The organism is Thermosynechococcus sp. FA-CM-4201, from assembly GCF_054689355.1.
The window spans coordinates 2,085,515-2,111,530 of sequence record NZ_CP079920.1 but is presented as its reverse complement, the minus strand read 5'-3'; the positions used below and the strand labels follow the sequence as shown (position 1 = coordinate 2,111,530).

Below are 26,016 nucleotides of genomic sequence, written 5' to 3'. Positions count from 1 at the left end.
ATTAGGCGAGTGGTTTCTTGACATTGTAGGCTTCGTGGGAGAGCACACTGCGGGGTTCAATGCGATCGCCAGTGTCATAGCACACAAGACGATAGTCATAACTCAGGGGAATACTAATCACTCGGCGATCGTGATTCAGGCGCTTGCCCTTGAACTGGCGATAGTCGGCTCCTGCAAGGAGTTCTGCAATCACTTGGCGGGCTTTGAGGACAATCCACTTCGGCAATCCCTGTAGATCCACCACATCGCTGGCAAAGGTGGCCTCCCATTCCTGCCGTGCCAAGCGTGCTTGTTCCTGTGCCAGTCGTGCCTGTTCCCGTTCTGCTGCCTCTAAAACTTTTGCTTGAGCCAACTGAGCGCAGTAGTGGCAAACCTGACCATAGCCTTGATGGCCGCAGGGAAATTGTTTCCGACGACGTGGCATAGGGCGTTCTCAAAAAAAGCAAAACAGGGCAGAGAGTTATACCCCCCACCCTGAGCATCTATTGATATTTTCCGTCTAAAGGCGTACCACCGGCAACTTAGCCGAGCAGGGCATTGGCCTTGGCCACCACATTGTCCACCGTGAAGCCAAATTTCTCCATGAGGACGTTCCCCGGAGCCGACGCGCCAAAGCGCTCGATCGACACCGTTGCATCGGCATAGCGACACCAACCAAAACTAGAAGCCGCCTCCACCGCAAGCCGTTTTACCCCCGCCGGCAGCACACTGGCTTTGTACTCAGGGGACTGCTCCTCAAAGAGTTCCCAAGAGGGCATGGACACGACCCGCACCTTCTTGCCATTGGCGCTGAGAGCTTCGGCAGCCTTGACACAGAGGGAAACTTCTGAACCGGTTCCAATCAAAATTAAGTCGGGGGTACCTTCGCAATCCACCAGGGTATAGGCACCTTTGGCGACATTGGCCGCAGAGCTACCGGCCAAGTTGGGCACATTTTGCCGCGTCAGAGCCAGTAGGGTGGGCTGTTTGCGCCGTTGGACGGCCACTTGGTAGGCACCCGAGGTTTCATTGCCATCGGCAGGACGGATCACCAGTAGGTTGGGAATGGCACGCAATGAGGCCAAGGTTTCCACGGGTTGGTGAGTGGGGCCATCTTCGCCAAGGGCAATGGAGTCGTGGGTCATCACATAGATCACCCCCGCTTGGGAGAGTGCTGAGAGGCGCAGGGCAGGCCGCAGGTAATCGGCAAAGACCAAGAAGGTGGCACAGTAGGGAATTAAGCCGGAATTGTGGAGCGCAATACCGTTGCAGATGGCAGCCATGCCGTGTTCGCGCACGCCAAAACGAATGTTGCGATTTTGGTACTGGCCTTTTTGGAAGTCACCGGAGCACTTGAGTTCGGTGAGGTTGGAGTGGGTCAAGTCCGCAGAACCGCCAATGAGTTCCGGCAGATTGGGGGCGATCGCGTTCAGGCAAATTTCTGAGTGTTTGCGGGTGGCCACAGCCTTATCTTCAGGAGTGTAGCTCGGCAGATTGGCATCCCAGTTGGCGGGCAACTCACCCCGCAGCAGCCGTTCAAATTCAGCAGCCTCCTCAGGATATTTCTGGCGATAGGTGGCGAGGGTTTGGTTCCACTCCGCTTCATAGCTCGCACCGCGCTCCACGGCTTTGCGGAAGTGGTTGAGAACATCCTCGGGGACAACAAAAGGCTCATAGTTCCAGCCAAGGTTTTCGCGGGTGAGCTTGACTTCCTCAGGCCCCAGAGCAGCACCGTGCACCCCAGCGGTGTTGGCTTTGTTGGGGGAACCGTAGCCAATCGTGGTGGTGACTTTAATCAGTGAAGGTTTATCGGTTACAGCTTTGGCGGCTTCAATGGCTTTGGCAATGCCCGCAAGATCCGTATTGCCATCGGCAACGTGCTGCACGTGCCAACCGTAGGCCTCAAAACGCTTGCAGACATCCTCTGTAAAGGCAATGTCGGTGGAGCCGTCAATGGAGATGTGGTTATCGTCGTAGAGGGCAATGAGTTTACCCAAGCCCCAGTGACCCGCAAGGGAGCAGGCTTCGCCGGAGATGCCCTCCATGTTGCAGCCATCACCAAGGATAACGTAGGTGTAGTGATCCACCAGTTTGACATCGGGCTTGTTGAAGCGAGCCGCTAAATGGGCTTCTGCCACTGCTAAGCCAACGGCGTTACAAATCCCTTGACCAAGAGGGCCTGTGGTCACCTCCACACCGGGGGTTTCAAAGTTTTCTGGGTGACCGGGTGTGCGCGATCCCCATTGGCGAAACTGTTTAATGTCCTCGATGGTGACGCTGTCGTAGCCCGTGAGGTAGAGCAGGGCATACTGCAACATACAGCCATGACCCGCCGAGAGGACAAAGCGATCGCGATTGAACCACTGCGGATTTTTGGGGTTAAACCGCATGAACTGGTTCCACAGCACATAGGCCATGGGTGCTGCCCCCATTGGCAGACCGGGGTGCCCGGAGTTGGCCTTTTGCACCGCATCGATCGCTAGGAAACGAATCGCATTAATACAGAGTTCATCAAGGGACTGAGTAACCGCAGGCATTGCTTTCTCTCTCTAATTGGGTTTGCAGCAGACAGTTAACGATCGGGAGTAAATTTGCGGAAGGCCAACGTCACGTTGTGCCCACCAAAGCCAAAGGAGTTCGACAGAGCCACCGTCACCGGACAAGCCCGGCTCTGATGGGGAACATAGTCCAGATCGCAGGCAGGATCCGGTTGCTCCAAGTTAATTGTAGGGGGGATGCGATCGTGGGCAACCGCCATCACCGTCGCGATCGCCTCAATACCCCCTGACCCCCCCAGCAGGTGCCCCGTCATAGATTTTGTCGAACTCACAGGAACGCGACGGGCATTTTCCTCGCCAAGGGCACGTTTAATGGCAGCGGTTTCCGTACTGTCGTTGGCGGGGGTACTTGTACCGTGGGCATTGATATAGCTCACCTGATCCGGGGCAATCTCCCCATCCTTGAGGCAGGCTTCAATGGCACGGGCAGCCCCTTCTCCCCCCGGTGAGGGAGCGGTCATGTGGTAGGCATCACAGGTCAAGCCGTAGCCCACCATTTCTGCATAGATACGTGCCCCCCGAGCAAGGGCAAATTCCAATTCTTCAAGGATCAAGATGCCGGCCCCTTCCCCAAGGACAAAGCCATCGCGGTTGAGGTCAAAGGGACGGCTGGCATGGTGGGGGTCATCATTGCGGGTGGACAGGGCGCGGGCTGCCGCAAAACCCGCCACCGATAGGGGGGTAATCGCCGCTTCAGTGCCGCCACAGATCATCGCCTTGGCATAACCGTGCTGCACCATGCGGAAGGCATCGCCAATGGCATTGGAACCCGCTGCACAGGCGGTCACAGAACAGGAATTGGGGCCTTTGGCACCGGTGTGAATGGCGGTGAGTCCGGCGGCCATATTGGCAATCATCATCGGGATCATAAAGGGACTACAGCGATCGGGCCCCTTGGTGAGATAGACCTCCTGCTGATCCTCCATCACCTTTAGGCCGCCCACACCCGTACCAATAATGATGCCGATGTCAGTGGCATTGCCCTCGTCAATCGTCAATTGGGCATCCGCAAGGGCTTGCTTGCTGGCAGCCACGGCAAATTGAGCAAAGCGATCCATGCGTTTGGCATCTTTGCGATCCATGTAGAGGGTGGGATCAAAGCCACGCACCTCACCCGCAATGCGGCAGTCATGACGACTGGCATCAAAAGCCGTGATGTAATCAATGCCGTTGCGACCGGCCATTAACCCTTCCCAATACTCCGCAAGGGTGTTGCCGAGGGGGGTAATTGCGCCCATCCCCGTGACAACGACCCGTTTTTGGTGCGCCTTTGCCATGGATCTATGCAGCTACCTTATTGTTGATAAAGTCAAGGACATCTTGGACGGTTTTCAGTTTTTCTGCCTCTTCATCGGGAATATCCACACCAAACGCTTCCTCAAGGGCCATGATCAACTCCACGGAGTCAAGGGAGTCAGCATTGAGATCCTCGGCAAAACTTGCTTCGGGCACAACTTTTTCTGCATCAACACTGAGTTGATCGGCAACAATGGCTTTTACTTTTTCGAGAATTTCAGATTGATTCATAGATGCCTTAACTGGATGGACAACGATTGAGAACAGTAATTGATGCGGGCGATCGCCATTCCTCAAATCTAGGATGTTTCGTGCCCAGAATCAACGCGCCATAATTATAGGACAGATTGGGGATCCCCTAAGATACTCCTGCAACTGTGATAAGCTACAGTTTGGATACTTGACACCAACAACGCTACATCCACTGTTGCCCTCCCTTCACCGAGTTGCCGATGCATTTTACGATTGCCAGTCTGCTTGCCAACTTTAGCGAAGATAAATTTGTTGCCCCCAAAGTTCTCGAAAAAAAACTCGGCTGTGACGATCCTGAGAGCCAGCGAGAACTGGAAATTGCCCTTGATGCCCTAGAACGCATTGGCCTGCTCATCAAAGAACGGGGCAAGTATCGCCGCGCCAGTGATGATGGGTTGATTGAAGGGCGGCTGCGCTGCTCCAGCAAGGGCTTTTGCTTTGCCATTCAAGATACCGAGGGTGCTGAAGATATTTTTGTGCGCGAGCATCAACTCAGTACCGCTTGGAATGGCGATCGCGTGCTGGTGCGGGTCACCCGTGAAGGCCGCCGCAAGAAATCTCCAGAGGGGGAAGTGAAACTGATCCTGGAGCGGGGAAATCCCTCGGTGATTGCCCGCGTGAAACAGACCGAAGATGGGTTTCGCGCCACGCCCCTCGACGATCGCCTGCTCTTTGAAATTGCCCTTGAACCCAATGACCTCGTGCCCGATCTATCCACGGTGGTGGATCAACTGGTGCATGTGAACATTCGCCGCTATCCCTTGGGGGGGTACCTGCCGACGGGGGAAATTGGCCAGATCCTAGGGAGTGATGCCCAATCGGCGCCTGCTTTGGACTTGATTTGCTGCAAACACAACCTTGTCCGCCAATTTAGCCCAGCCCTGCGGACAGCAGCCGCCACCTTGAATGCCCAGTTGGAAACCTTGGACTTGAGCGATCGCCAAGACCTGCGGGAATTGGTCACCATTACCTTAGTGGCTCCCGGCCAAGAACCCCAAGTGGCCTTTTCTCTCGATGCCCTTGAGCAAAATCTCTGGCAGTTGGGGATTCACATTAGCGATGTGGGGGGATTGCTCCCCCGCGATGAACTGCTGGATCGCACTGCTCGCCGTCAGGGCATGACCCTCGCCACCCCTGAATTGAGTTTGCCCCTATTGCCGCAGGAACTGGAGAGGCTGCGCTTGCTACCGGGGGGTGATCGCGCTGCCATTTCGCTGCTGATGGTGATCAACAATGCCGGTGAAGTTCAGGCCTACAGGATTTACCGCAGTTGTATCCGTGTGGATGCCTGTGTCACTAGCGAGCAGGTGGCGGCCACCCTTGCCCTCGGGGATAGTTCCGGTGATTGGTTGCGTGCCCTAATTCACCTTGCCAATGCCGTCAGTCAGCAGCGACAGGCACGGGGGAGCATTGAAGTCACCCCAGCGGATGCCCTCAGCCTTGCCTATGCCGATGAGGGTCTCGCCCCCGCCATTCCCCTACCGAGGGTCACCCCTTGGACAAGCTTAGTGATCCTTGCTAATGAACTCCTTGCCCGTCATTTGGCGAAGTTGGGGGTACCGGCCCTCTACCGCACGCAGCCTGTGCCCGAACTCTATGCGGTGCAGGATTTTCTCAAGCTCTGCCAAAATCTCAACTTGCCCTTGAGCCTAGACAATCCCGCCCAGGTCACACCCCGCGACTGTCAGCGCTTTATGGCGCAATTGGCCACCTCGGATCTGGCAGCCGTGTTGCAGGAACTGTTGCTCGATAAACTCAAACCCGCCAGCGATGCCGCCGTGGCGCTGCCCCACTTTAGTTTGGCCACTGGCGGGGGCTATGGCCATTTCTGCTCACCCCTGCAACGCTACACTGACATTGTCAATCAGCGCATTTTGCACATTCTTCTGACGGAAGGGCGCGATCGCCGAGGGCCACGGGCAAAAGAGCGCGTCAATCTTGGCGAGTCCAGTTGCTTGGAGCAGGTGAATTGGACCGTCTTCACCACTGATACCCAGCGGGAAGTGGAGACCCTCGTTAATGAATTAGCCCCCCACCTCCAAGAACGGGAGCGGCAAACCTACACGGCTTGGAAGGATTTGGTGGGGTTGCAACGGGTGCGCCAAGTCCAAGCCTGCATCGGCGAAGTGCGTCCCGGTATCATTACCGGCGTGCAGTCCTATGGCTTCTTTGTGGAACTGATTGACTTTAATGTTGAGGGCTTAGTCCACGTCAGCTCCCTTAAGGATGACTGGTATGAATACCGTGCCCATGCCCAAACCTTGACGGGTCGGCGTAACCGCTTGCGCTACCGCTTGGGCGATCGCGTTGAAGTCCTGATTAAAAATGTCGATTCCTACCGCCAGCAGGTGGATTTGGCCGTCATTAGTGGTGGCTCCCAAGCGACGGAAGAAGATCTCAACGGCAGCAGTGACGGCGGCGAAGCCCTCACCCCTTCTGAGGATGACGCCCCTGAAGATCTCTAAACCAGCAGTTGACGTTTTGCAGGGAGTGGGCAGCGGTTGAAAGTCGTTTATTTTGGCACACCGGAGTTTGCCCTTGCGCCGCTACAACGGCTGCTGGAAACAGAGACCTATCAAGTGTTGGGGGTGGTCACCCAGCCCGATCGCCGACGGGGACGGGGCAACCAATTATCGCCTTCGCCGGTCAAGGCCTTAGCGCTTCGCCACGGGTTACCGGTTTGGCAGCCGGAACGTCTGCGTCGGGATCCAGAACTGCCTGAGGTCTTGCGATCGCTAGGCGCCGATGTCTTTGTGGTGGTGGCCTACGGTCAAATCCTGCCCCAGTCGATTCTTGAGATTCCCCGTTACGGCTGCATCAATATCCACGGCTCGCTGCTGCCCAAGTATCGCGGTGCCGCTCCGATTCAGTGGGCCCTCTACCACGACGAAGGGGAAACCGGCGTGACGACGATGCTGATGGATGCGGGTATGGACACAGGTCCAATGCTCCTGAAGCGAAAAGTAACGATTCATTTAGGGGATAACGCTGCTACCCTCAGTGCCAAGCTCAGTGACATGGGTGCTGACCTTCTACTAGAAACCTTGCAGCAACTGCCACAGCTTCAACCCCAACCCCAAAACGACGCTGAGGCTACCTATGCACCGCTGATTCAAAAAAGTGACTATGCCATTGATTGGGGGCGATCGGCCCTAGCCCTTCACAATCAAGTGCGCGCCTTTTACCCCTATGCCTCTACCCAGTGGCAAGACACCCCCTTGAAACTGCTGCAAACTTGGCCATTGGTGCCCGAAGTGGCCGCCGAATTACCGGAACCCTTACACTCTTTTGCCTGCGAGGAGCCTGAGGCATCTCCCGCGCCGGGTACAGTGGTGGAGCTAATTAAGGGGTGGGGCCCTGTGGTACAGACGGGCAAGGGTCGCCTGCTGCTGAGTCAAGTGCACTTGAGTGGTCGCAAAGCCCAATCGGGATGGGATTTTGTCAATGGGGTACGGCTGGCGATCGCCACTCAATTCGGGATTGTGCCCTCAGCTCTGTAACTGAGTTTTAAGCACGCGAGGCTTAATGTAACTAAATGTTACGATTTTGCTGTTTTGACAGCATTTCACCTTGACACCCCTCGGATCGGCTCACTACACTGGCACACATACCTAGGTACGTCTCTAACCCCTATGGAAGATAAGCAAAAGGTTACGTTGTATCTGTCCCCCGATGTGCACCGCCAGCTCAAGATTGCCGCTGTGGTCGAGCAGGAAACGATGTCCACCCTTGCTGAACGTGCCATTGAGTTTCTACTGGCTCACCCGGAAGTACTGGCGGAATATGCCGAACAAAAACATGGCAATGTGCATCGGGTTTACCACTGCCCAGAGTGTGCTAGTGCCCTTGTCCTGCGGGGGGATGAGCTAACGGCCTTGGTCAATCAGCCCACGGTGATTGATGACGACAGCCTCAGTGTTCCTTCGCTCTCCGTCGAGTTGGTGTCTGCCCGCTAGGCCAGTGGCGGGGGTGTTGGGTCAGCCTTGAAAGAAGGAGGTGATTGCTGTGCAAGAAGAATTGAGTATCCTAATCCAAGCGCAATATCCCTTGATCTACCTCCTGACCTCTGAAGAAGAGCGGGCTGAGCAGGCGATCGCCACCATTGCCCAAAGTCAAGTCGGGCCTCAAGGGCGGTCTCCCCGCAAGCTCTACATCTGGACAGTGACCCACGGCATGGTCGAGTATGGCCATCCCCGCAACAATAGTCACCACAACACTGTCTCACCGGAAGCCGCCATTCAATGGGTTGTTCACCAACGGGAACCGGGCATCTACGTCTTCAAGGATTTGCACCCCTTCATTGATTCGCCCCCTGTGACTCGTTCTTTACGGGACGCGATCGCCAGCTTCAAGAGCAGCCACAAAACCATTATTCTCATGTCCCCGGAAGCGGCGCAGCGGATTCCCGTCGAACTGGAAAAGGAAATCGTTGTTGTTGACTACCCCCTACCTAGTATCAACGAACTAGATGAGGTGCTCGGGGAGCAACTGGATCCCCGCAATCGCCGCCTCACCCCCGAAGCACGGGAAAAACTCGTCAAAGCCACCCTTGGCCTGACGCGGGATGAAGCCGAAAAAGTCTTTCGCAAAGCCAAAGTGACCGCTGGGCGCCTTACGGAAGCCGAGGTGGACATCATCCTCTCTGAGAAAAAGCAACTCATCCGCCGCAATGGCATCCTCGAGTATATGGAAGTGGATGAAACCATTGATTCGGTCGGCGGTTTAGAGGAGCTGAAAGTCTGGTTACGCCAACGCGCCAACGCCTTCAGTGAAAAAGCGCGGGAATACGGCTTACCGCAACCGAAGGGGATGTTAATTTTGGGTGTGCCCGGCTGTGGGAAGTCCCTGATTGCCAAAACCACCTCTCGCCTTTGGGGCTTGCCGTTGCTGCGCCTTGATATGGGTCGGGTCTATGACGGTTCAATGGTGGGGCGATCGGAAGCCAATTTGCGCAATGCCCTGAAAACCGCTGAATCCATTTCCCCTGCCATTCTCTTTATTGATGAAATGGACAAGGCCTTTGCTGGTGGGGCAGGCTCCTCGGACTCCGATGGCGGCACCTCGAGTCGGATTTTTGGCTCCTTCCTGACTTGGATGCAGGAGAAAAAGTCTCCCGTCTTTGTCTTGGCGACGGCCAACCGCGTCGAACGGCTTCCCGGTGAATTTTTGCGCAAAGGTCGCTTTGATGAGATTTTCTTTGTGGATCTGCCCAATGCCGAGGAGCGCAAGGAAATCTTTCGCATTCACCTCACCAAGCGCCGTCGCGAGATTGATCGCTTTGACCTAGAGCAACTGGCCAATATCTGTGATGGCTTTTCAGGTGCCGAGATTGAGCAGGCCATCATTGCTGCCATGTACGAAGCCTTTGCTCAAGGGCGCGAGTTTACCCAGTTAGACATTATTGCCGCTAGCCGTGCCACTCAACCCCTTTCCAAGACGATGCAAGAGCAGGTCACGGCACTGCGTGATTGGGCACGCCAACGGGCGCGTCCGGCGGCTGCTTCAGTGGCTGAATACCAGCGACTGGAGTTCTGACAAGCTTCCTTCTGTCTGCCCTGCGCAGATGGGAGAAAGACCCGACCACAGGGGTTTGGTTCGCCATAAATTGTGGTTCATTCAGTCCAATGTTTCTGTCTCAATCTGGAGGAAATCCACATGTCTCACTTCAGCACCCTGCGTACGAAAATTACCGATGCTGAAATCTTGAAAGCGTCCCTGCGGGATCTGGGCATTACGGTGAAAACCAATGCCGATGTGCGTGGCTACAATGGCCAACGTGTTCGCTCTGACATCGTCGCTGTCCTCGATGGCGAGTATGATCTGGGCTGGTCTCGCAATGCTGATGGCACCTTTGATCTGATTGCTGACCTCTGGGGTGTGGCCAAAAAACACAACCAAACCGAGCTGATCAACTCGATCAACCAAAAATATGCCATCAACAAAACCTTGGCTGAGGTGAAGCGTCCTGGCCTTCAGAACGCCAACGTCAAGCTTGTGGTGCATAGCTAATCCTGTTGCCAATTGCTTTGTACTGTCTAGCGCGCGTTCCCAAGTAATCCGCTGGCTGACTCCCTAGGGGTCGGCCTCTTTTTTTATCTCAGGATTATGAATATGGTATTTTGGCGGTACAGGGAAGGATGGCTTGTAGTTATTGAGTTCTGGCCAGCACATTCAAGAGCGCTTTTCTCCAGAGGCTCAGCTAGTCATTGCCAGTGGAGATGTCTGTGAGGTGATTCGTCAGGTGCCGGATGAGGCTATGACGCTCATCTTCACGTCGCCGCCCTACAACCTCGGCAAGGCCTATGAAACGCCGGTGGCGATCGAGGACTATCTCCAAAGCCAAAGCCAAGTAATTGCCGAGCTATATCGAGTGCTGCGGCCAGAGGGAAGTTTGTGCTGGCAAGTGGGGAATTTTGTTCAAGGGGGAGAGGTTTATCCCTTAGATATTTTGTTTTATCCCCTGTTCAAGCGGTTGGGTTTGAAGCTGCGCAATCGGATCATCTGGAAATTTGGCCACGGTCTCCATGCCACAAAGCGTTTTTCTGGCCGCTATGAAACGATTCTCTGGTTTACAAAGTCCGATCACTACATCTTTAATTTGGATGCCGTGCGTATTCCGGCTAAGTATCCGGGGAAACGCCACTTCAAAGGCCCCAATAAGGGCAAACCCTCGGGCAATCCCTTGGGCAAAAATCCATCCGATGTCTGGGAAATCGTTGTTCAGGATTGGCAAGAACTGGTGTGGGATATTCCCAATGTCAAGTCTAATCATCCTGAAAAAACACTGCATCCCTGCCAGTTTCCCATTGAGCTGGTGGAGCGGTGTGTCCTTGCCCTCAGCCATGCAGGGGATTGGGTCTTTGACCCCTATATGGGGGTAGGATCATCCCTCTTGGCTGCCCTAATGCACGATCGGCGGGCGATGGGCTGTGAAAAGGAACCCGCTTATGTCAACATTGCTCGCCAACGGATTCAGGCCTATGAAAATGGCACCCTGCCCTACCGCCCCCTCGGCAGACCGGTGTACACCCCCACAGGACATGAGAAAATAGCGCAAATTCCTGAAGAGTGGCAACAGTGAATTGGCGATCGCTCGCTGAACTAGTACGCATTCAATCCAAGTGGGTGACCTTGATTGCCGAGACGTGGCTGACGGACACGGGTGAAACCCATTGGCGACCACTATAGCTTTAGAACATGGATTGAATATGGCCTCAAGCAAGCCAAAGATACTTTGAGATGGGCGGACTTTCGCATGACCCGTTATGAGCAAATCGAGAGATGGTGGGAGTTAGTCAACTGCCTAAACCGACTAAAGAAGGATATAGTGATTCCGTATTGCCTTGTTTCAAGGCCTTCTGTTCCACTCTAGCCAATCGATCCCAAGGGCAGTGCCCTACTGTTACCCTCTGTGATGTTTCGACACAATGGGATGTAAATGTTCATACTGCGATGTCTGTTTTGAGGAGTTTCCATCCCTGTGAAAAGCGCTGTAGCATAAATAGGAACGCAATGAGGGGAGGTTTGGGTGACCAAAAAACGGGTCCTTTCGGGAGTGCAGCCTACGGGCAGCCTGCATTTGGGGAATTATCTCGGAGCAATTCGCAACTGGGTGGCGGGTCAAGCAGCCTATGAAAATTATTTTTGCGTTGTAGATTTACACGCTATTACCGTCCCCCACGATCCAGCAGAACTCGCAGCCAATACCTATACGGTGGCTGCTTTGTATTTGGCCTGTGGCATTGACCCTGCCCACGCCACCATTTTTGTGCAATCCCACGTCAGCGCCCACGCCGAACTCACTTGGTTACTCAACTGCATTACCCCCCTCAACTGGCTGGAGGACATGATCCAGTTCAAGGAAAAGGCGGTCAAACAGGGGGAAAATGTCGCGGCGGGACTCTTGGACTATCCTGTGCTGATGGCAGCAGATATTTTGCTCTACGATGCCGATCTGGTTCCTGTGGGGGAAGATCAAAAGCAACACTTGGAACTGACCCGCGATATTGCCGCTCGTGTGAACTACCTCTTTGCCCGCAATCAGCCGCCCATTCTCAAGCTGCCGGAACCCTTGATTGCCAAGGCGGGGGCACGGGTGATGAGTCTCACCGATGGCACCAAGAAAATGTCGAAGTCGGATCCCTCGGAACTCAGTCGCATTAACCTTTTGGACCCGCCGGATGAGATTCGCAAGAAGATCAAGCGCTGCAAAACTGACCCGATTCGTGGCTTGACCTTTGACGATCCCGATCGCCCCGAAGCGAATAACCTGCTGAGCCTCTATCAAGTGCTCACGGGAAAAACCAAAGAGGCAGTGGCGGCAGAATGTGCCGATATGGGCTGGGGACAGTTTAAGCCCCTACTCACGGATGCGGTAATTGCCACCCTAGAGCCGATTCAGCAACGCTACAACGAGATCATGGCGGATCCCAGCTACCTCAAGGATTTGCTGAAAAAAGGGCAAGAGCAGGCCGCGAGTGTGGCCAATGCCACCTTAGAGCGGGTGAAACTCGCCTTTGGGTTTACCCTGCCGTGACAGTGATGCGACGGCTCGGGCAAGGCTGGCGGGCATTTTGGCGGCGATCGCGCCTTGTCAATGACGAACCCCTGAATCGGGTGAGTCTGATTGTCATTATCTTGGTGGATATTTTTATCCTCATTAATGTCTTTAGTGGCCTCAGCGAAATTAGCAATTGGCCCTTGAGTCCCAGTCAAGCCCAGCCCTGTTATGCCCCTTGGCAAGCCTATCGCCAAGACACCGCCGGCAATCGCGACATTCGTTTTCTAGAGCAGCAGATTAGCCTTGACCCCCCGCCCCAGACCGCTGTGGAGCGGCTACAGGAAAGCAGCAAGGGCAAGCTGGGAACCATCTCCGCCATTTGCTTTACCTATGCAGAGTATCAAGATGCCGTCAACCGCCCCACCTATCGGCAGCGACTCCAGCAACGACAGCAAAAACAGGCGCAAATTCAAACCCTCGAGGCCACCAATGCCCGCATTCGTGAAGAGTATGACTCGACGCTATTAGAGCAGCTTGCGGGGCAACCCCCGGATCAATCGATCAACCTAGTAGAAGCCGCCAAGGCCAAAGCCACCCTTGAGGCCAACAACCGCCAGATTGCCGCTCTCAAAAATGAGATTGCCGCCCTTGAACAGGCGATTCTGCAAGAAGCCGATAGCCAAGCCTTCTTGAAATTTTTAGCCGAGGACGCCACCTTTGCCCAGCTCGAGAGCCAATATCAGCGCTCTCAGTTTTGGTACCCCAGTCTCCAATTTGTTCTCCAAGCCCTCTTTCTCTTACCGCTGATTGCGATCGCGCTGCTGGTGCATCGTTTTGCCGATCGCCGCCGTTATGGCCTGCTTGCCCTCATGAGTTGGCACCTGCTGGTGATCTTCTTGATCCCCTTGGTGCTGAAGATTTTTGAACTGTTGCAGGTGGGGGCACTCTTTGAATGGCTGTCTCATGTCATTCTGGCCCTCTTTGGCGGCCTGCTCTTTTTGGTCAGCTACCTCTATATCCTGCTCATTCCAGCGGTGGGGTTTGGCATTATCAAGGTGGCACAAGCTCTTTTTCTCAATCCACAGCGACAGGCGGCAGGGCGCATTCAAAAACAACGCTGTGTCCGTTGTGGCAAACGGTTGCGGGATCTTGATCAACACTGTCCCCACTGTGGCTATTTGCAGTGGATGCCCTGTCCCAATTGTCAGCAGCCCACCTATCGCCACTTACCCTATTGTCGTCACTGCGGTGAAGCGACCCGTTCTTCTGGCTAGTCCTTGCTGGGGCGGTTGAGCCAGTCGGCACACTCGCGCTGTAACCCCTGCAATGTCATATTGGGTACGCGCTCAGCGGCAAAGGCCTCAGCTTCAATCGGAATGTCTTCGGGGGCATAGCCACTCTTCCGGTAGAGATCTGCCACAATACCGGGGCTGACGCGAATGCCCACGGGCACCAAGGAATCCAAATCTCGTTTCGCCGCAAAGCAGGCTTGAACGACATGCCAGCCCTCATGGCGCAGCGTTTCGATAAAAATCGGCCAATGGGCAAGGGCGCGGGGACGCAAGATCAAGCGATCGCGACTAAAACTATAGGAACCGTAATTATCATCTTGGCGTTGACGGATATAGACGGTGGTGCCTGTGCGCAAAATCGTGCGAATCAACTGATAGGCTTCTACCTCAGCACTATTTTGCAGCCGAAAACGGGCAGGATCGCGGCGCGGATAATAGACCAAATCAAAGAGAAGCTGAATATCCTCATCAGAACCGTCAATGGGGATCAAATCCCGCTGGGCTAGACCGGGGGATGGGGAAACGACAAGGGCGATCGCCAACGTCAATGTCGATAAAGAAACCCGCAGCCAGCCTTGAATTTGTTTTTGCAACACAATGATCAACCCCCTGCCTTTGGGGAATGCTGCTTCTAACCTAGCAATTTTGATGGCGGCCTAAACGGGTTCTCTATCACGATCTCACAGCGATCCCCGTGAGCGGTTACAGCCCTTTTCACAATGATGAGATCAGCCTGAAAACTGCTCTTTGCAAGGATGAAGCGACTTTAGTGCCCCAATAGTTTAGAAAAGGGCTGTATGATGGACTTAGAAAGAGGCAACAAATAATATTCCTTGATAAATTTTTGTATAGTTTGTGATTTTAATGTGTTGAATGATGACTTAGCAATGATTGAGAAACTCCTTGTTTTGTCCGCTGTTGATGACTGCCCTTCAGAATCACTTGCGACCGTTGAAGTAGCCGCAGAAGACTCTGTGCAACAATATCCTCAAAAAAAATGCTTATCGCCATCTATCAACTTATTACTGATCGAAAACATCCCCCAATCGGGTGAAATTTTATATCCCCATCTCGCCGAGATTGATTACATTTGCTATCAAGTTCACACCTGTCTCTATTCTCATTTAACCCCCGGTGTGGTTGCTCAGGCCAAACCCAATCTCCTTATCCTCATTGCTCAAGGGGATCACGTTCTTAAATCAGTGCAAACACTCCAACAACGCTATCCACAGTTGCCCCTAGTTGTGATTGATCCCAGCGATCGCCCTGACTTGGCAACTCAGATACTCCACAGCGGTGCTCAGGACTACTTGAGCTTTCAGGAACTCAGCCCCAACTTGCTGGCGCGCAGTATCCGCCATGCCATCGATCGCCATCAGGTGGAACAGCAACTCCTGCGCCAAGCCCAATACGATCGCCTGCTGGTACAAATTACCCAGCACATTCACCAAACCCTTGAACTTTCAACGATTCTCGAAACTGCCGTCAAGGATGTGCGAGAACTCCTCGGGTGCGATCGCGTGCTCATTTATCGTTTCCTCGATGATTGGCGCGGCATTATGGATGTTGAAGCCGTCGTTCCCCCTTGGTTGTCGGCCCTTGGGGATGTGGTCGGGGATTCCTGTTTTACAGAGCGATATATTGAAGCCTACAAGCGCGGTCGCATCCATGTCGTGAATAACTTAGACCTGGCCTCTGTCGCTCCCTGCTATCGGGATTTGCTAGCGCACTATCAGGTCAAGGCCAATCTGGTGGTACCAATCGTCGTGGAAGGGCGGCTCTGGGGGTTGCTCATCTGTCATCAATGCGCCCAGCCCCGCGACTGGCAAGACAGTGAAATTGAACTGATTAAGCAGATTTCAACCCAGTTGGCGATCGCCATCCTGCAAGCGGAACTCTACCAAAAAGCCCAAAGGGAAATTCAAGAGCGCAAAGAAGTCGAAGCCCAACTCCTTTACCAAGCGCGCCATGACCGCCTCACCCATTTACCCAATCGCTGGCTCTTTGAGGAGCAGGTTCGCCTCACCCTCAGCCATGCCGCAGAGCACCCCGACTTCCACTACGCCGTTCTTTGTTTGGATTTAGATCGCTTCAAGACCCTCAACGACAGTCTCGGACATTCCATTGGTGATTTGTTTCTGCAAGCATTTGCCAAGCGGCTCACTCGCTGTGTCAGTCCTCAAGATGTGGTGGCACGTTTAGGTGGTGATGAATTTGCCGTGTTGCTCAACGACATTCAGGGGCTAGAACAGGCTCAAGCCATTGCCCAAAGATTGCGGGAGCGCCTCAGCCAACCCTTTGAAATTGATCACTACACCCTCTATAGCACTGTGAGTATTGGCCTAGTGATGGGGGATGCCCACTACGGGAGTAGTGAAGAACTTTTGCGGGATGCCGATATGGCCATGTACCACGCCAAAACCAAAGGGCACAATCGCATAGATATCTTTGATCCCCTCATGCTGCAACAGGTGCGCGATCGCCTGCATTTAGAAGTGGAACTGCGGCAAGCCATTGAACAGGGTGACTTTGCCTTACACTACCAGCCAATTGTCAATCTCCGTAGCCAATCCCTGAGAGGGTTTGAGGCACTGCTCCGCTGGCAAAAGGGCGACACCCTCATCTCCCCGGAAGTCTTTATTCCCGTTGCTGAAGAAACGGGGCTGATTTTTGAACTCTCCCGCTGGGTCTTGCACAATGCCTGTGAACAGTTGCAGCAGTGGCAACAGCGTTATCCCAAGCTTCAATCCGTGGGCTTTACGATGAGTATCAATCTGTCCGCCAATCAATTTTCGTTGCCTACCCTTGTATCTGAGATTGAGCAAACCCTCGAGCACCACCATTTAGCCGGTCAATTTCTCAAGATTGAAATTACTGAAAGTACATTGATGCAGCATTTGGACTCTGCCCGCGAAATTCTCGCCGAGCTGAAGGCGATGGGGGTGCGCATTAACATTGATGACTTTGGCACCGGGTATTCCTCCCTGAGCTATTTGCGCAATCTGCCTCTCGATGGCATTAAAATTGACCGCTCCTTCATTTCCCAAATGGATCGCAGCCAAGAAGACCTAGAGGTGGTCCACACGATTTTGGTGCTGGCGCGCAACCTCCATCTTGATTGCATTGCCGAGGGCATTGAAAACACAACTCAACTGCAACTGTTGCGATCGCTGCGCTGTCCCTCTGGTCAAGGCTATCTTTTTGCCCCACCGCTGACTACGGACAAGGCTGAGGTGTATCTACAGGAACACATCCTTTAACAACACCAGCACCTTCAAGTCAAGTTCAATCGAAAAATGAATAACAAATTGACTTGCCATCATTCCCTACGCCCTTCAATCAATTGGGCAAATTGTGCTGATAGAGGGGCTTAATTACATTAGCTGAGGTTATAAATTCTATAAAAAAGTTCATCTCAGTTTATAGGATAGGCCTATGTCTTTTTGACAGGTTGGAGTGATAGATTGTTCTCAATCCAAATTTCGGTCTTTCGTCACCGCTAATTGGAAAACCTGTCCCAACCTATTGGTCTGGTAATCAGATTCTTTTGTCAATTATTTATTGTTCTCGATATAGGTCACGCTATGTCTCAATTGTCACGTCGTCGTTTTCTAATGACTGCCACTGCTACCGCCATGGGGGCGATCGCCCTCAAGGGATGTGCGCCCGCAGAAACTCCCCAAGGACAACAGCAGGGAGGAGGAACTACCACTACGGGGGCAGTGGAAACAGACACGATTAAATTAGGTTTTATTCCCATTGTTGAATCAGCCCCTCTGATTATTGCTAAAGAAAAAGGTTTCTTTGCCAAGCATGGTCTCACCAATGCTGAAATCTCCAAGCAAGCCAACTGGGCCAGTGCCCGGGACAATGTGGTGATTGGCTCTGCTGCCGGCGGGATTGATGGTGGTCAATGGCAGATGCCCATGCCCTACCTGATCAGTGAAGGCATTATCACCCTCAACAATCAGAAAGTGCCAATGTACGTTTTGGCACAGTTAAATACCCAAGGCAACGGGATTGCCATTTCCGGCGCCAACAAGGGCAAAGGCTTACACCTCAAAATCGCTGATCCCGACTACATCAAAGGCTTTGCTGCCAACAATGGCCGTAAGTTCAAAGCTGCCTACACCTTTCCCAACGCCAACCAAGACCTGTGGATCCGCTACTGGTTTGCCGCTAATGGCATTGACCCCGATCGCGACATCGAACTCCTAGCCGTTCCTCCCGCTGAAACAGTTGCCGGTATGCGCAATGGTACGATGGACGCTTTCAGTACCGGTGATCCTTGGCCTTTCCGCATTGTTAGCGAAGACATTGGTTTTATGGCTGCTCTGACTGCTCAGATGTGGCCCTACCACCCCGAAGAGTACCTAGCCGTGCGGGCTGACTGGGTCGATAAACACCCCAACGCCACCAAAGCGCTCCTGAAAGCCGTCATGGAAGCTCAGCAGTGGTGTGATGACAAGGCCAACCGTCCTGAGCTGATTCAAATCTGTAGCCGCCGTGAGTACTTTAATGTTCCCGGTAACATCCTCACTCCCCCCTACGAAGGCACTTACACCATGGGAGATGGTCAACCGAATTTCAACGACTTTAACATGGGCCCCCTGTACTGGCGCGATCCCAATGGCAATAGCATCTCCTACCCCTACAAGAGCCACGACCTCTGGTTCTTGACCGAAAACCTGCGCTGGGGCTTCAACGCCGATAAACTCAAGGACTTTGACAACATCAAGCAAATGATTGGGCGTGTCAACCGCAGCGATCTCTGGCAAGAGGCCGCCAAAGAGTTAGGGGTGCCAGCGGCTGAAATTCCCACCACCGACTCGCGGGGCGTTGAGACCTTCTTTGACGGCATCAAGTTTGATCCCGATAACCCCCAAGCCTATCTGGACAGCCTCACAATCAAAGTCAAGTCTTAGTCATTTCGTTGCTACTCAATAGGAGACTTCCATGGCTGTTGCATCTGTGCGCCGTAATGGCAATACCAATCCCCTCATGAAGTTTCTGCGCCAGCAGGGGGCGGATTTTTACCTACCGATTATGGGTGTGATTGGGTTTCTGGTGGTTTGGCAGATTCTCTCTTCAACCAAAATTCTCTCGCTCCCGGGCCCGATTCAAGTGTTTGCCGATGAGCGCAGTCGCTATTTGATCTTTCACCCCTTTTATTACAACAGCCCCCTTGATCAGGGGTTGGCACGCCAGACCCTCATTAGTTTGACCCGTGTTGCTCAAGGCTATGGGTTAGCTGCCATTGTCGGAATTACGCTGGGGATTTTGGTGGGTACTAGTAAAGCGCTGAATAAGTCCCTCGACCCCATCTTTCAATTTCTGCGCATGGTGGCACCCTTGGCGTGGGTACCTATCTCCCTTGCGGCGTTGCGCCAAAATGAACCCGCTGCGATCTTTGTGATCTTCATTACCTCCATCTGGCCGATCCTCATCAATACTGCTGTGGGCGTACGGGAAATTCCCCAAGACTACAAAAATGTGTCGCGGGTACTGCGGCTGTCAAAGAAAACGTTTTTTCTGAAAATTCTCTTGCCCTCGGCATTGCCCTACATTTTCACGGGCTTGCGCATTGCCATTGGCTTGGCATGGCTGGCGATTATTGCCGCTGAAATTGTCATGTCGGGGGTAGCGGGCATTGGCTTCTTTATTTGGGATGCCTACCAGCAAAACTACGTCACGGAAATTATTGTGGCGGTGGTCTATATCGGTGCCATTGGCCTGATTTTGGATCGCTTGGTGGGCTTCCTGCAAAGCAAAATTGCACCGGCAAATCGCTAGGAGGGAATCATGGGTGTTTTTGTGGCTGTGGATCAGGTGGAGAAGGTCTTTGACCTCACGAATGGCGGGCAATATCTCGCCCTCAAAGGGATTGACCTGACGATTCAAAAGGGGGAGTTTATCTCGCTGATTGGTCACTCTGGCTGTGGCAAGTCCACGTTACTGAATATGATTGCCGGTTTAGATCTGCCCACTTCAGGGGTAGTGACGTTGGAGGGACAGCGGGTGCGCCAACCGGGCCCCGATCGCATGGTGGTCTTTCAAAACTACTCACTGCTGCCATGGCTGTCGGTACGCGAGAACATTGCCCTAGCAGTGGATGAAGTGCTCGATCACCTCACTCCGGCTGAACGGCGGCAAATTGTCGAGTCCCATATTGACCTCGTGGGGTTGCGCCCCCATGCCCACAAACCACCCACCATGCTCTCTGGCGGTCAGAAACAACGGGTGGCGATCGCCCGTGCCCTCGCGATTCAGCCGAAGCTGCTGCTGCTGGACGAACCCTTTGGTGCCTTAGATGCTCTGACGCGGGGTAATTTGCAGGAACAATTGATGAAGATCTGCGAAGCCCAGCAGGTGACGGCGGTGATGGTCACCCATGACGTCGATGAGGCAGTGCTGCTCTCGGATCGGATTGTCATGCTCACCAATGGTCCCGGCTCCAAAATTGGCGGCATTCTTGAGGTGGATATTCCCCGTCCTCGGCAGCGGATGGCCGTTGTCGAGCACCCCAGTTACTACAGTCTGCGCAGTGAAATCATCTATTTCCTCAACCAGCAAAAACGGGTGAAACAGTTGCAGGCGCGGCGCAAACCGGCCATTGCCCGCCATGGTCTCGAAAAAACGAATCTGGAAATTGGCTTTGTGCCCTTGACCGCCTGCGCTCCTATTGCCATTGCCTACGAAAAGGGGTTCTTTGCCCACCATGGCCTAGAGGAAGTCTCCCTTGTGCGCGAGAGCAGTTGGCGAGGTATTGTGGATGGGATTGCCGCAGGCTACCTCGATGCCGCTCAAATGCCAGCGGGGATGCCCGTGTGGTTTACCTGTGGCGGTCATGAAGAGCAGCCGCTGCCTGTGGTCAGTGCCCTCACCCTCAGCCGTAATGGTAATGGCATCACGCTGAAAAAGGAATTTGCCGAGCAGGGGATTCGTACCCTGAGTGACTTTCACCGCTACTTGCTGCAAACGCGCGATCGTCCCCACCGTTTGGGGATGGTACATCCCTCCTCCATGCATAATCTCCTATTGCGCTACTGGCTAGCGGCAGGGGGCATTCACCCCGATCGTGATGTTCACCTCCAGACGATTCCGCCGGCACAAATGGTTGCGGATCTGCGCTCTGGCAGTATTGATGGCTATTGCGTCGGTGATCCTTGGAATCTGCGGGCGGCCAAAGAGGGGGTGGGCTTTACCATTGCCAGCGACATTGACATTTGGGCAGGACATCCGGGGAAAGTCCTAGGCGTGCGCGAAGATTGGGCGATGGCCTATCCCAATACCCACATTGCCTTGGTCAAAGCTCTACTAGATGCCTGTCGTTACTGTGCCGACCCTGCCCACAGTGAGGAGATTAAGCAAATCCTCAGCCGCAAGGCCTATGTGGCCACCAACCCTGAGTATTTAGAACTGGGGGTGGATCAAAATGGTGGATCTGTGCATCATCTGTTCTTTGGCGACGGTGTCAATCGTCCTAGCCGCACTGAGCACCTGTGGATGATGACCCAGATTGCCCGTTGGGGCACGATTCCCTTTCCACGCAACTGGGTGGAAATTCTCGAGCGGGTGTGTCGGGTGAGTGTCTTTAGTACAGCGGCGCGGGAGTTGGGACTCTTGGATATTAAGTATCGCACTGGGCCGATCCAACTCTTTGATGGCACCACCTTTAATGCCGATGACCCCATTAGCTATCTCAATAGCCTAGAGATCAAGCACGAGGTCTATATGGCAGAAATTCCCTTGAATTTGCCCGTGCCACGCGCCGCCTAAGCTCAATATGTCAGACGATTGGAGTTGCCCATGATTAGCCAAGGAAATCAAGCCATGACTACCCCCGTTGCCGTAGTCTCCACGGAATCCTTTTTGCGCCTCGAGCAGGTGAGCAAAGTCTATCCCACCCAGAAGGGCCCTTTTACCGTGCTGACGGATATTACCCTCGATATTCAAGCGGGGGAATTTATCTGCGTTATTGGTCACTCTGGCTGTGGCAAAACCACCTTACTCAATATGGTCTCGGGCTTTGTGCGTCCTACCACTGGGGAAGTACGCCTCAAGGGACAACCTATCAAGGAGCCGGGGCCTGATCGCATGGTGGTGTTTCAGAACTATGCCCTCTTGCCGTGGTTAACTGCTGCTGAGAATGTCTATCTGGCAGTGGATGCTGTCTGGCCAGAGAAATCCCGTCCGCAAAAGATGGCGATTGTCCGCGAACACTTGGCAATGGTGGGCTTGGCGGAAGCGGCCAATAAATATCCGGCGCAGTTGTCAGGGGGGATGAAGCAGCGGGTGGCGATCGCTCGTGCTCTTGCGATTCGGCCAGAGATCCTGATTCTCGATGAACCCTTCGGTGCCCTCGATGCCATCACTAAGGAGGAACTGCAAGAGGAGCTGCTCAACATTTGGCAGGAACACCGCTGCACCGTGTTGATGATTACCCACGACATTGACGAGGCGCTGTTTTTGGCCGATCGCCTCGTGATGATGACCAATGGCCCTGCTGCCAAAATTGGTGAAATCATGACAATTCCCTTCCCACGTCCGCGCGATCGCGAGCGCATCCTTGAAGATCCCACCTACTATCAACTGCGCAACGATGCCCTTGACTTTCTCTATCGTCGTTATCATCTCGACGAAGAGGCAGAGTAGCTCTTTTCTACCTACATTGCAGGAGGGAAAGAAAACAAAAGTCTGCGCCACCACTGGCCATGGGTGTGCCCACAGGATTTAGGATAGTGGCAGTGCTCTTGGATGTCTCAGATGGCCAGCTTATTTGACCAAAACTTTCGCTATACCGATCGCGCCCGCGCCATCTTCAAAGAACTGCAACGCAATCTCCATCCTATCTATATGGAGCTACTCGAAGAAGGGTTCTCTCCTCGGGAAATTACTGCCCTCGTCACCAGTGCGGCTGCCCAAACCGAAAATGCCGCCATTGCTGAATGGGAAGAAGCGCGGGGTGGCTCCCCCAACCCGGAGGAATCACAGACCACGGCCTAGGGGATGACTTCTCAAGCGCGCATTTTGGAAATTGAGTCCTTGAGTGTCCACTACGGTGGCATTTGCGCTCTGCGCGAGGTGAGTCTGGCCATTGCAGCCGGGGAGTGCATTACCCTTGTGGGTGCCAATGGTGCTGGTAAAACCACCCTCCTGCGCGCTATCTCTAAACTTGTTCCCAGTGAAGGTACCATTCGCTTTGCCGGTCAATCGATTGCAGGGCGATCGCCCCATGAATTAGTGAGGCTAGGCATTGCCCATTGTCCAGAGGGGCGTCAGGTTCTCGCCCGCCAAACCGTACGCGACAATCTCCTTCTCGGTGCCTACTGTCGTCGAGATGAGGCGCAGATTACCCAAGACCTCGAAGAGCAACTCAAGCGCTTTCCCAGACTACGGGAACGACAACACCAACTGGCGGGGACCCTCAGTGGCGGTGAGCAGCAAATGCTGGCGATCGCCCGTGCCCTGATGAGTCGTCCTCGCTTACTGCTCCTTGATGAACCCAGTTTAGGCTTAGCCCCCAATTTAGTGCGGGAAATTTTTGCCATCTTGGCACAACTGCGGCAACAGGGGATGACAATGCTACTGGTCGAGCAAAATGCTCACCTTGCCCTACAATTGGGCGATCGCGGTTATGTCCTTGAAGCGGGTCAAGTAACCCTCAGTGGTAGTGCAGCAGATCTCCTGAATGATCCACGGGTTCAGCAAGCCTACCTTGGTTAATGCTATGATGAGAAGACTGGACGTGTGGCTCAGTGGATAGAGCATCAGATTCCGGTTCTGAGGGTCGGGGGTTCGAATCCCTCCACGTCCGTTAATGAAGCATCAGCATCATGACTGAACCCGTTACCCGTTCCGAATTAAGCCAAGTCTTGGATGCCATCCAAGGAATGCAGGCCGATATGCGGACAATGCAGGCTGCCATTCAAGCCATAGACAAAAAGCTGGATATTCACATCGCCACGAGTAGCGAGAAATTCCAAAGGCTTGAGGACAAAATTGATGCCGTCGAGGCCAAACTGGAACAACGAATTAATGCTGTGGAGGCCAAGCTTGAGCAGCGTATCAATTCCATAGAGGTACAGTTAGGGCAGCGGATTGATACGGTAGAGTCCACATTGCAGGATATTTCTAAGCGACAAGCGGGCACGGATGCGCGGCTATGGGGATTCTTAGTGGCATTTCTAGTGGCTACCCTTGGCTTACTGACAAAACTGCTCTTTTTTGATTTGCCGCGTCCTTAGTAAGGGAGAATGGCGATGGCTGAGCCTGTCACCCGTTCTGAACTGAGCCAAGTTTTAGATGCTATCCAAGGGATGCAAGGGAATTTGCAGTCAATGCAGGCTGCCATCCAAGCCATGGATAAAAAGCTGGATATTCACATCGCCACGAGTAACGAGAAATTCCAAAGACTTGAGGACAAAATTGATACCGTCGAGGCCAAACTTGAACAGCGTATCAATGCTGTGGAGGCTAAGCTAGAGCAGCGTATCAACGCCGTCGAAGCCAAACTTGAACAGCGTATCAATGCTGTGGAGGCTAAGCTAGAACAGCGTATCAACGCCGTCGAAGCCAAACTTGAGCAGCGTATCAATTCCATAGAGGTACAGTTAGGGCAGCGGATTGATACGGTAGAGTCCACATTGCAGGATATTTCTAAGCGACAAGCGGGCACAGATGCGCGGCTTTGGGGATTCCTAGTGACTTTGTTGGTGGCGACGGTTGGATTACTAACAAAAGTGCTGTTTTTTGATTTGCCCCGCCCCTAGATTCGTTACCTTAAAACTGGCCTTATCATTCTTAGCCAGTATGTTTCTCAACCTCAAAGACATCATTTTGCTGTTGCATCCCATCTTGGCCTGCACATTTGTCTTTCCCGTAATTGGTATCACGACCTTCTTTGCCCTGCAAACGCGGCAGCGTCGCCTCAAAGACACCACCTCAATTCCTGCCACAGTCGGTAGTTTGCATGTGAAGTTGGGCAATCTCTTGGCCGCTGGCGTGATTGGTATCACATTGGTTGCCTTGGCCTATTCAGTCGTGTTTGGATTTCAGGGCTTCTTGATGCAGGCGGAGAATCAGACGCTGCAACCGCTCTCTGTTGTCCTCGTGGCGCTGATGTTTATTGTCACCATTGCAGCAACGGTGCTTCTGTATCGCGCTCAATCAAAGCGATGGCGTGCTGTTTTTGCCACGCTCTCAGGGATGGGGGTGATCATTCTGGCCTTTCAACCGGGGGTCTTTCGCCGCGATGACGAGTGGTGGGTTTCCCACTTTTACTTTGGCTTGGCGGCTGTGATGCTGATGATTTTTTCTGTGGCCATTGTGCGCGAGATTTACCAAGATCGATCGCTCACGTGGCGGCGGATTCACATTGGCTTGAATTCCCTTGCTTTGGTTCTCTTTTTATTGCAGGGGATTACGGGTACCCGTGACCTCTTGGAAATTCCCTTGAGTTGGCAAGCACCCGTCGTCTATCAGTGCAACTTTGATCCGCGATCGCCCCAATTTAAGACCTGTCCCTAAAAGCGAGTCAGGATATACAGCAGGGTGAAGAGGATAATCCAAATCACATCGACAAAGTGCCAGTAGATCTCTGCCATCGCCACCCCCGTATGCTTGTGGGCATTGTAATGTCCGGGGCGGCGCGATCGCCAGATCACCCCCAAAATCAACAAAATCCCCACAAAGACATGGAGGCCGTGGAAACCCGTCATCACATAAAAGCAGTTGGCAAAGACATTTGTGCGCAGGCCGTAGCCGAGGGTAAGGTACTCATAAACTTGACCACCCAAGAACACCGCCCCCATGGCCGCCGTGATCCAGTACCATTTGCGCATGGCGCGGACATCATCCTTTTTGATGGCAACATCGCCGTAGTGGATGACAAAGCTACTGGAGATGAGGATGATGGTGTTGATGGTGGGCACAAGAAGTTCCACCTCAGTGCCTTCGGGCGGCCATTGCTCATTCATACCCCGCAGCAGTAAATAGGCCGCAAAGAGGCCACCAAACATCAGGGATTCAGAAATCAGAAAAACCAGCAACCCCAAAACCCGAAAATCAGGGTGCTCATGGGCATGATCAACCGCTATGGCCGTCGCTTGAGAGTCAATAGTACCTTGCATGGCTTGCT

At 53.5% G+C, this 26,016-nt stretch carries 24 protein-coding genes, 1 tRNA gene and 1 pseudogene; 20 read left to right on the top strand and 6 right to left on the bottom strand.

Translation table 11 applies throughout. The features are described 5' to 3' along the window. Position 1: 1 nt before the first annotated feature. From KV190_RS10280 to acpP, 4 genes are all read right to left on the bottom strand, one after another. Positions 2-424 (bottom strand): DUF7682 family zinc-binding protein, encoded by a 423-nt coding sequence (locus KV190_RS10280; protein ID WP_460193226.1) that lies wholly within the window; start codon positions 422-424, stop codon positions 2-4. Between the two features lie 97 nt (positions 425-521). Further along, positions 522-2,516, bottom strand: a complete 1,995-nt coding sequence (gene tkt / locus KV190_RS10275; RefSeq protein ID WP_460193225.1) for a transketolase — start codon at positions 2,514-2,516, stop codon at positions 522-524. A 35-nt stretch (positions 2,517-2,551) separates the two neighbouring features. Beyond that, positions 2,552-3,814, bottom strand: coding sequence for a beta-ketoacyl-ACP synthase II (gene fabF, locus KV190_RS10270; RefSeq protein ID WP_206200057.1), 1,263 nt, complete (start codon positions 3,812-3,814; stop codon positions 2,552-2,554). Between the two features lie 4 nt (positions 3,815-3,818). After that, the gene (gene acpP, locus KV190_RS10265; protein ID WP_297048191.1) at positions 3,819-4,064 is read right to left on the bottom strand and encodes an acyl carrier protein; all 246 of its coding nucleotides are present in this window, start codon (positions 4,062-4,064) and stop codon (positions 3,819-3,821) included. A gap of 221 nt (positions 4,065-4,285) precedes the next feature. Here acpP and KV190_RS10260 point away from each other — a divergent pair, with 221 nt between their 5' ends. From KV190_RS10260 to KV190_RS10220, 9 genes and pseudogenes are all read left to right on the top strand, one after another. Beyond that, positions 4,286-6,550, top strand: coding sequence for a ribonuclease R family protein (locus KV190_RS10260; RefSeq protein ID WP_460193222.1), 2,265 nt, complete (start codon positions 4,286-4,288; stop codon positions 6,548-6,550). Between the two features lie 36 nt (positions 6,551-6,586). Continuing rightward, complete coding sequence (gene fmt / locus KV190_RS10255) at positions 6,587-7,585, top strand: methionyl-tRNA formyltransferase (protein WP_460193221.1); 999 nt, start codon at positions 6,587-6,589, stop codon at positions 7,583-7,585. Between the two features lie 132 nt (positions 7,586-7,717). Next, on the top strand, positions 7,718-8,041 hold the full coding sequence (locus KV190_RS10250; protein ID WP_149819114.1) for a slr0373 family blue light stress response protein: 324 nt from the start codon (positions 7,718-7,720) through the stop codon (positions 8,039-8,041). A 49-nt stretch (positions 8,042-8,090) separates the two neighbouring features. Then, positions 8,091-9,620, top strand: coding sequence for a stress-responsive protein Ycf46 (gene ycf46 / locus KV190_RS10245; RefSeq protein WP_460195271.1), 1,530 nt, complete (start codon positions 8,091-8,093; stop codon positions 9,618-9,620). A 120-nt stretch (positions 9,621-9,740) separates the two neighbouring features. Then, positions 9,741-10,094 (top strand): DUF1257 domain-containing protein, encoded by a 354-nt coding sequence (locus tag KV190_RS10240; protein WP_149819118.1) that lies wholly within the window; start codon positions 9,741-9,743, stop codon positions 10,092-10,094. 247 nt (positions 10,095-10,341) lie between these two features. Next, a complete protein-coding gene (locus KV190_RS10235) occupies positions 10,342-11,166 on the top strand; it encodes a DNA-methyltransferase (protein WP_460195270.1) in 825 nt (274 codons plus the stop codon). A 78-nt stretch (positions 11,167-11,244) separates the two neighbouring features. Next, positions 11,245-11,382 (top strand): annotated as a pseudogene (locus KV190_RS10230) (IS701 family transposase); the annotation flags it as partial. Between the two features lie 231 nt (positions 11,383-11,613). Continuing rightward, the gene (trpS, locus tag KV190_RS10225; protein WP_460193219.1) at positions 11,614-12,621 is read left to right on the top strand and encodes a tryptophan--tRNA ligase; all 1,008 of its coding nucleotides are present in this window, start codon (positions 11,614-11,616) and stop codon (positions 12,619-12,621) included. Positions 12,622-12,626: 5 nt separating this feature from the next. Further along, positions 12,627-13,859 (top strand): zinc ribbon domain-containing protein, encoded by a 1,233-nt coding sequence (locus KV190_RS10220; RefSeq protein ID WP_460193218.1) that lies wholly within the window; start codon positions 12,627-12,629, stop codon positions 13,857-13,859. Here the strand turns inward: KV190_RS10220 and KV190_RS10215 are convergent. Continuing rightward, complete coding sequence (locus KV190_RS10215) at positions 13,856-14,473, bottom strand: hypothetical protein (protein ID WP_460193216.1); 618 nt, start codon at positions 14,471-14,473, stop codon at positions 13,856-13,858. The two genes, KV190_RS10220 and KV190_RS10215, sit on opposite strands and share 4 nt — an antisense overlap. A gap of 273 nt (positions 14,474-14,746) precedes the next feature. Here KV190_RS10215 and KV190_RS10210 point away from each other — a divergent pair, with 273 nt between their 5' ends. From KV190_RS10210 to KV190_RS10160, 11 genes are all read left to right on the top strand, one after another. Beyond that, positions 14,747-17,137 (top strand): putative bifunctional diguanylate cyclase/phosphodiesterase, encoded by a 2,391-nt coding sequence (locus tag KV190_RS10210; protein WP_460193215.1) that lies wholly within the window; start codon positions 14,747-14,749, stop codon positions 17,135-17,137. 324 nt (positions 17,138-17,461) lie between these two features. Then, a complete protein-coding gene (locus KV190_RS10205; RefSeq protein ID WP_460193214.1) occupies positions 17,462-18,802 on the top strand; it encodes a CmpA/NrtA family ABC transporter substrate-binding protein in 1,341 nt (446 codons plus the stop codon). 31 nt (positions 18,803-18,833) lie between these two features. Next, positions 18,834-19,670 (top strand): nitrate ABC transporter permease, encoded by an 837-nt coding sequence (gene ntrB / locus KV190_RS10200; RefSeq protein ID WP_190278189.1) that lies wholly within the window; start codon positions 18,834-18,836, stop codon positions 19,668-19,670. A gap of 9 nt (positions 19,671-19,679) precedes the next feature. Then, entirely contained in the window at positions 19,680-21,656 is a 1,977-nt protein-coding gene (locus KV190_RS10195) for an ABC transporter ATP-binding/substrate-binding protein (RefSeq protein WP_460193212.1), read from the top strand. Between the two features lie 54 nt (positions 21,657-21,710). After that, positions 21,711-22,532, top strand: a complete 822-nt coding sequence (locus tag KV190_RS10190) for a nitrate ABC transporter ATP-binding protein (RefSeq protein WP_460195269.1) — start codon at positions 21,711-21,713, stop codon at positions 22,530-22,532. 111 nt (positions 22,533-22,643) lie between these two features. Continuing rightward, positions 22,644-22,883 (top strand): hypothetical protein, encoded by a 240-nt coding sequence (locus KV190_RS10185; RefSeq protein WP_460193211.1) that lies wholly within the window; start codon positions 22,644-22,646, stop codon positions 22,881-22,883. Positions 22,884-22,886: 3 nt separating this feature from the next. Beyond that, a complete protein-coding gene (locus KV190_RS10180; RefSeq protein WP_460193209.1) occupies positions 22,887-23,603 on the top strand; it encodes an ABC transporter ATP-binding protein in 717 nt (238 codons plus the stop codon). An 18-nt stretch (positions 23,604-23,621) separates the two neighbouring features. After that, positions 23,622-23,694: transfer RNA gene (locus tag KV190_RS10175), tRNA-Arg, on the top strand. A 19-nt stretch (positions 23,695-23,713) separates the two neighbouring features. Next, positions 23,714-24,124, top strand: coding sequence for a hypothetical protein (locus KV190_RS10170; protein ID WP_460193207.1), 411 nt, complete (start codon positions 23,714-23,716; stop codon positions 24,122-24,124). Between the two features lie 15 nt (positions 24,125-24,139). Next, positions 24,140-24,649: a hypothetical protein gene (locus KV190_RS10165; RefSeq protein WP_460193206.1), complete on the top strand. Its 510-nt coding sequence runs from the start codon at positions 24,140-24,142 to the stop codon at positions 24,647-24,649. A gap of 40 nt (positions 24,650-24,689) precedes the next feature. Further along, positions 24,690-25,406: a DUF4079 domain-containing protein gene (locus tag KV190_RS10160; RefSeq protein ID WP_460193205.1), complete on the top strand. Its 717-nt coding sequence runs from the start codon at positions 24,690-24,692 to the stop codon at positions 25,404-25,406. Here KV190_RS10160 and KV190_RS10155 read toward each other — a convergent pair. Then, on the bottom strand, positions 25,403-26,008 hold the full coding sequence (locus KV190_RS10155) for a cytochrome c oxidase subunit 3 (RefSeq protein WP_460193204.1): 606 nt from the start codon (positions 26,006-26,008) through the stop codon (positions 25,403-25,405). The genes KV190_RS10160 and KV190_RS10155 overlap by 4 nt on opposite strands. Positions 26,009-26,016: the final 8 nt, after the last annotated feature.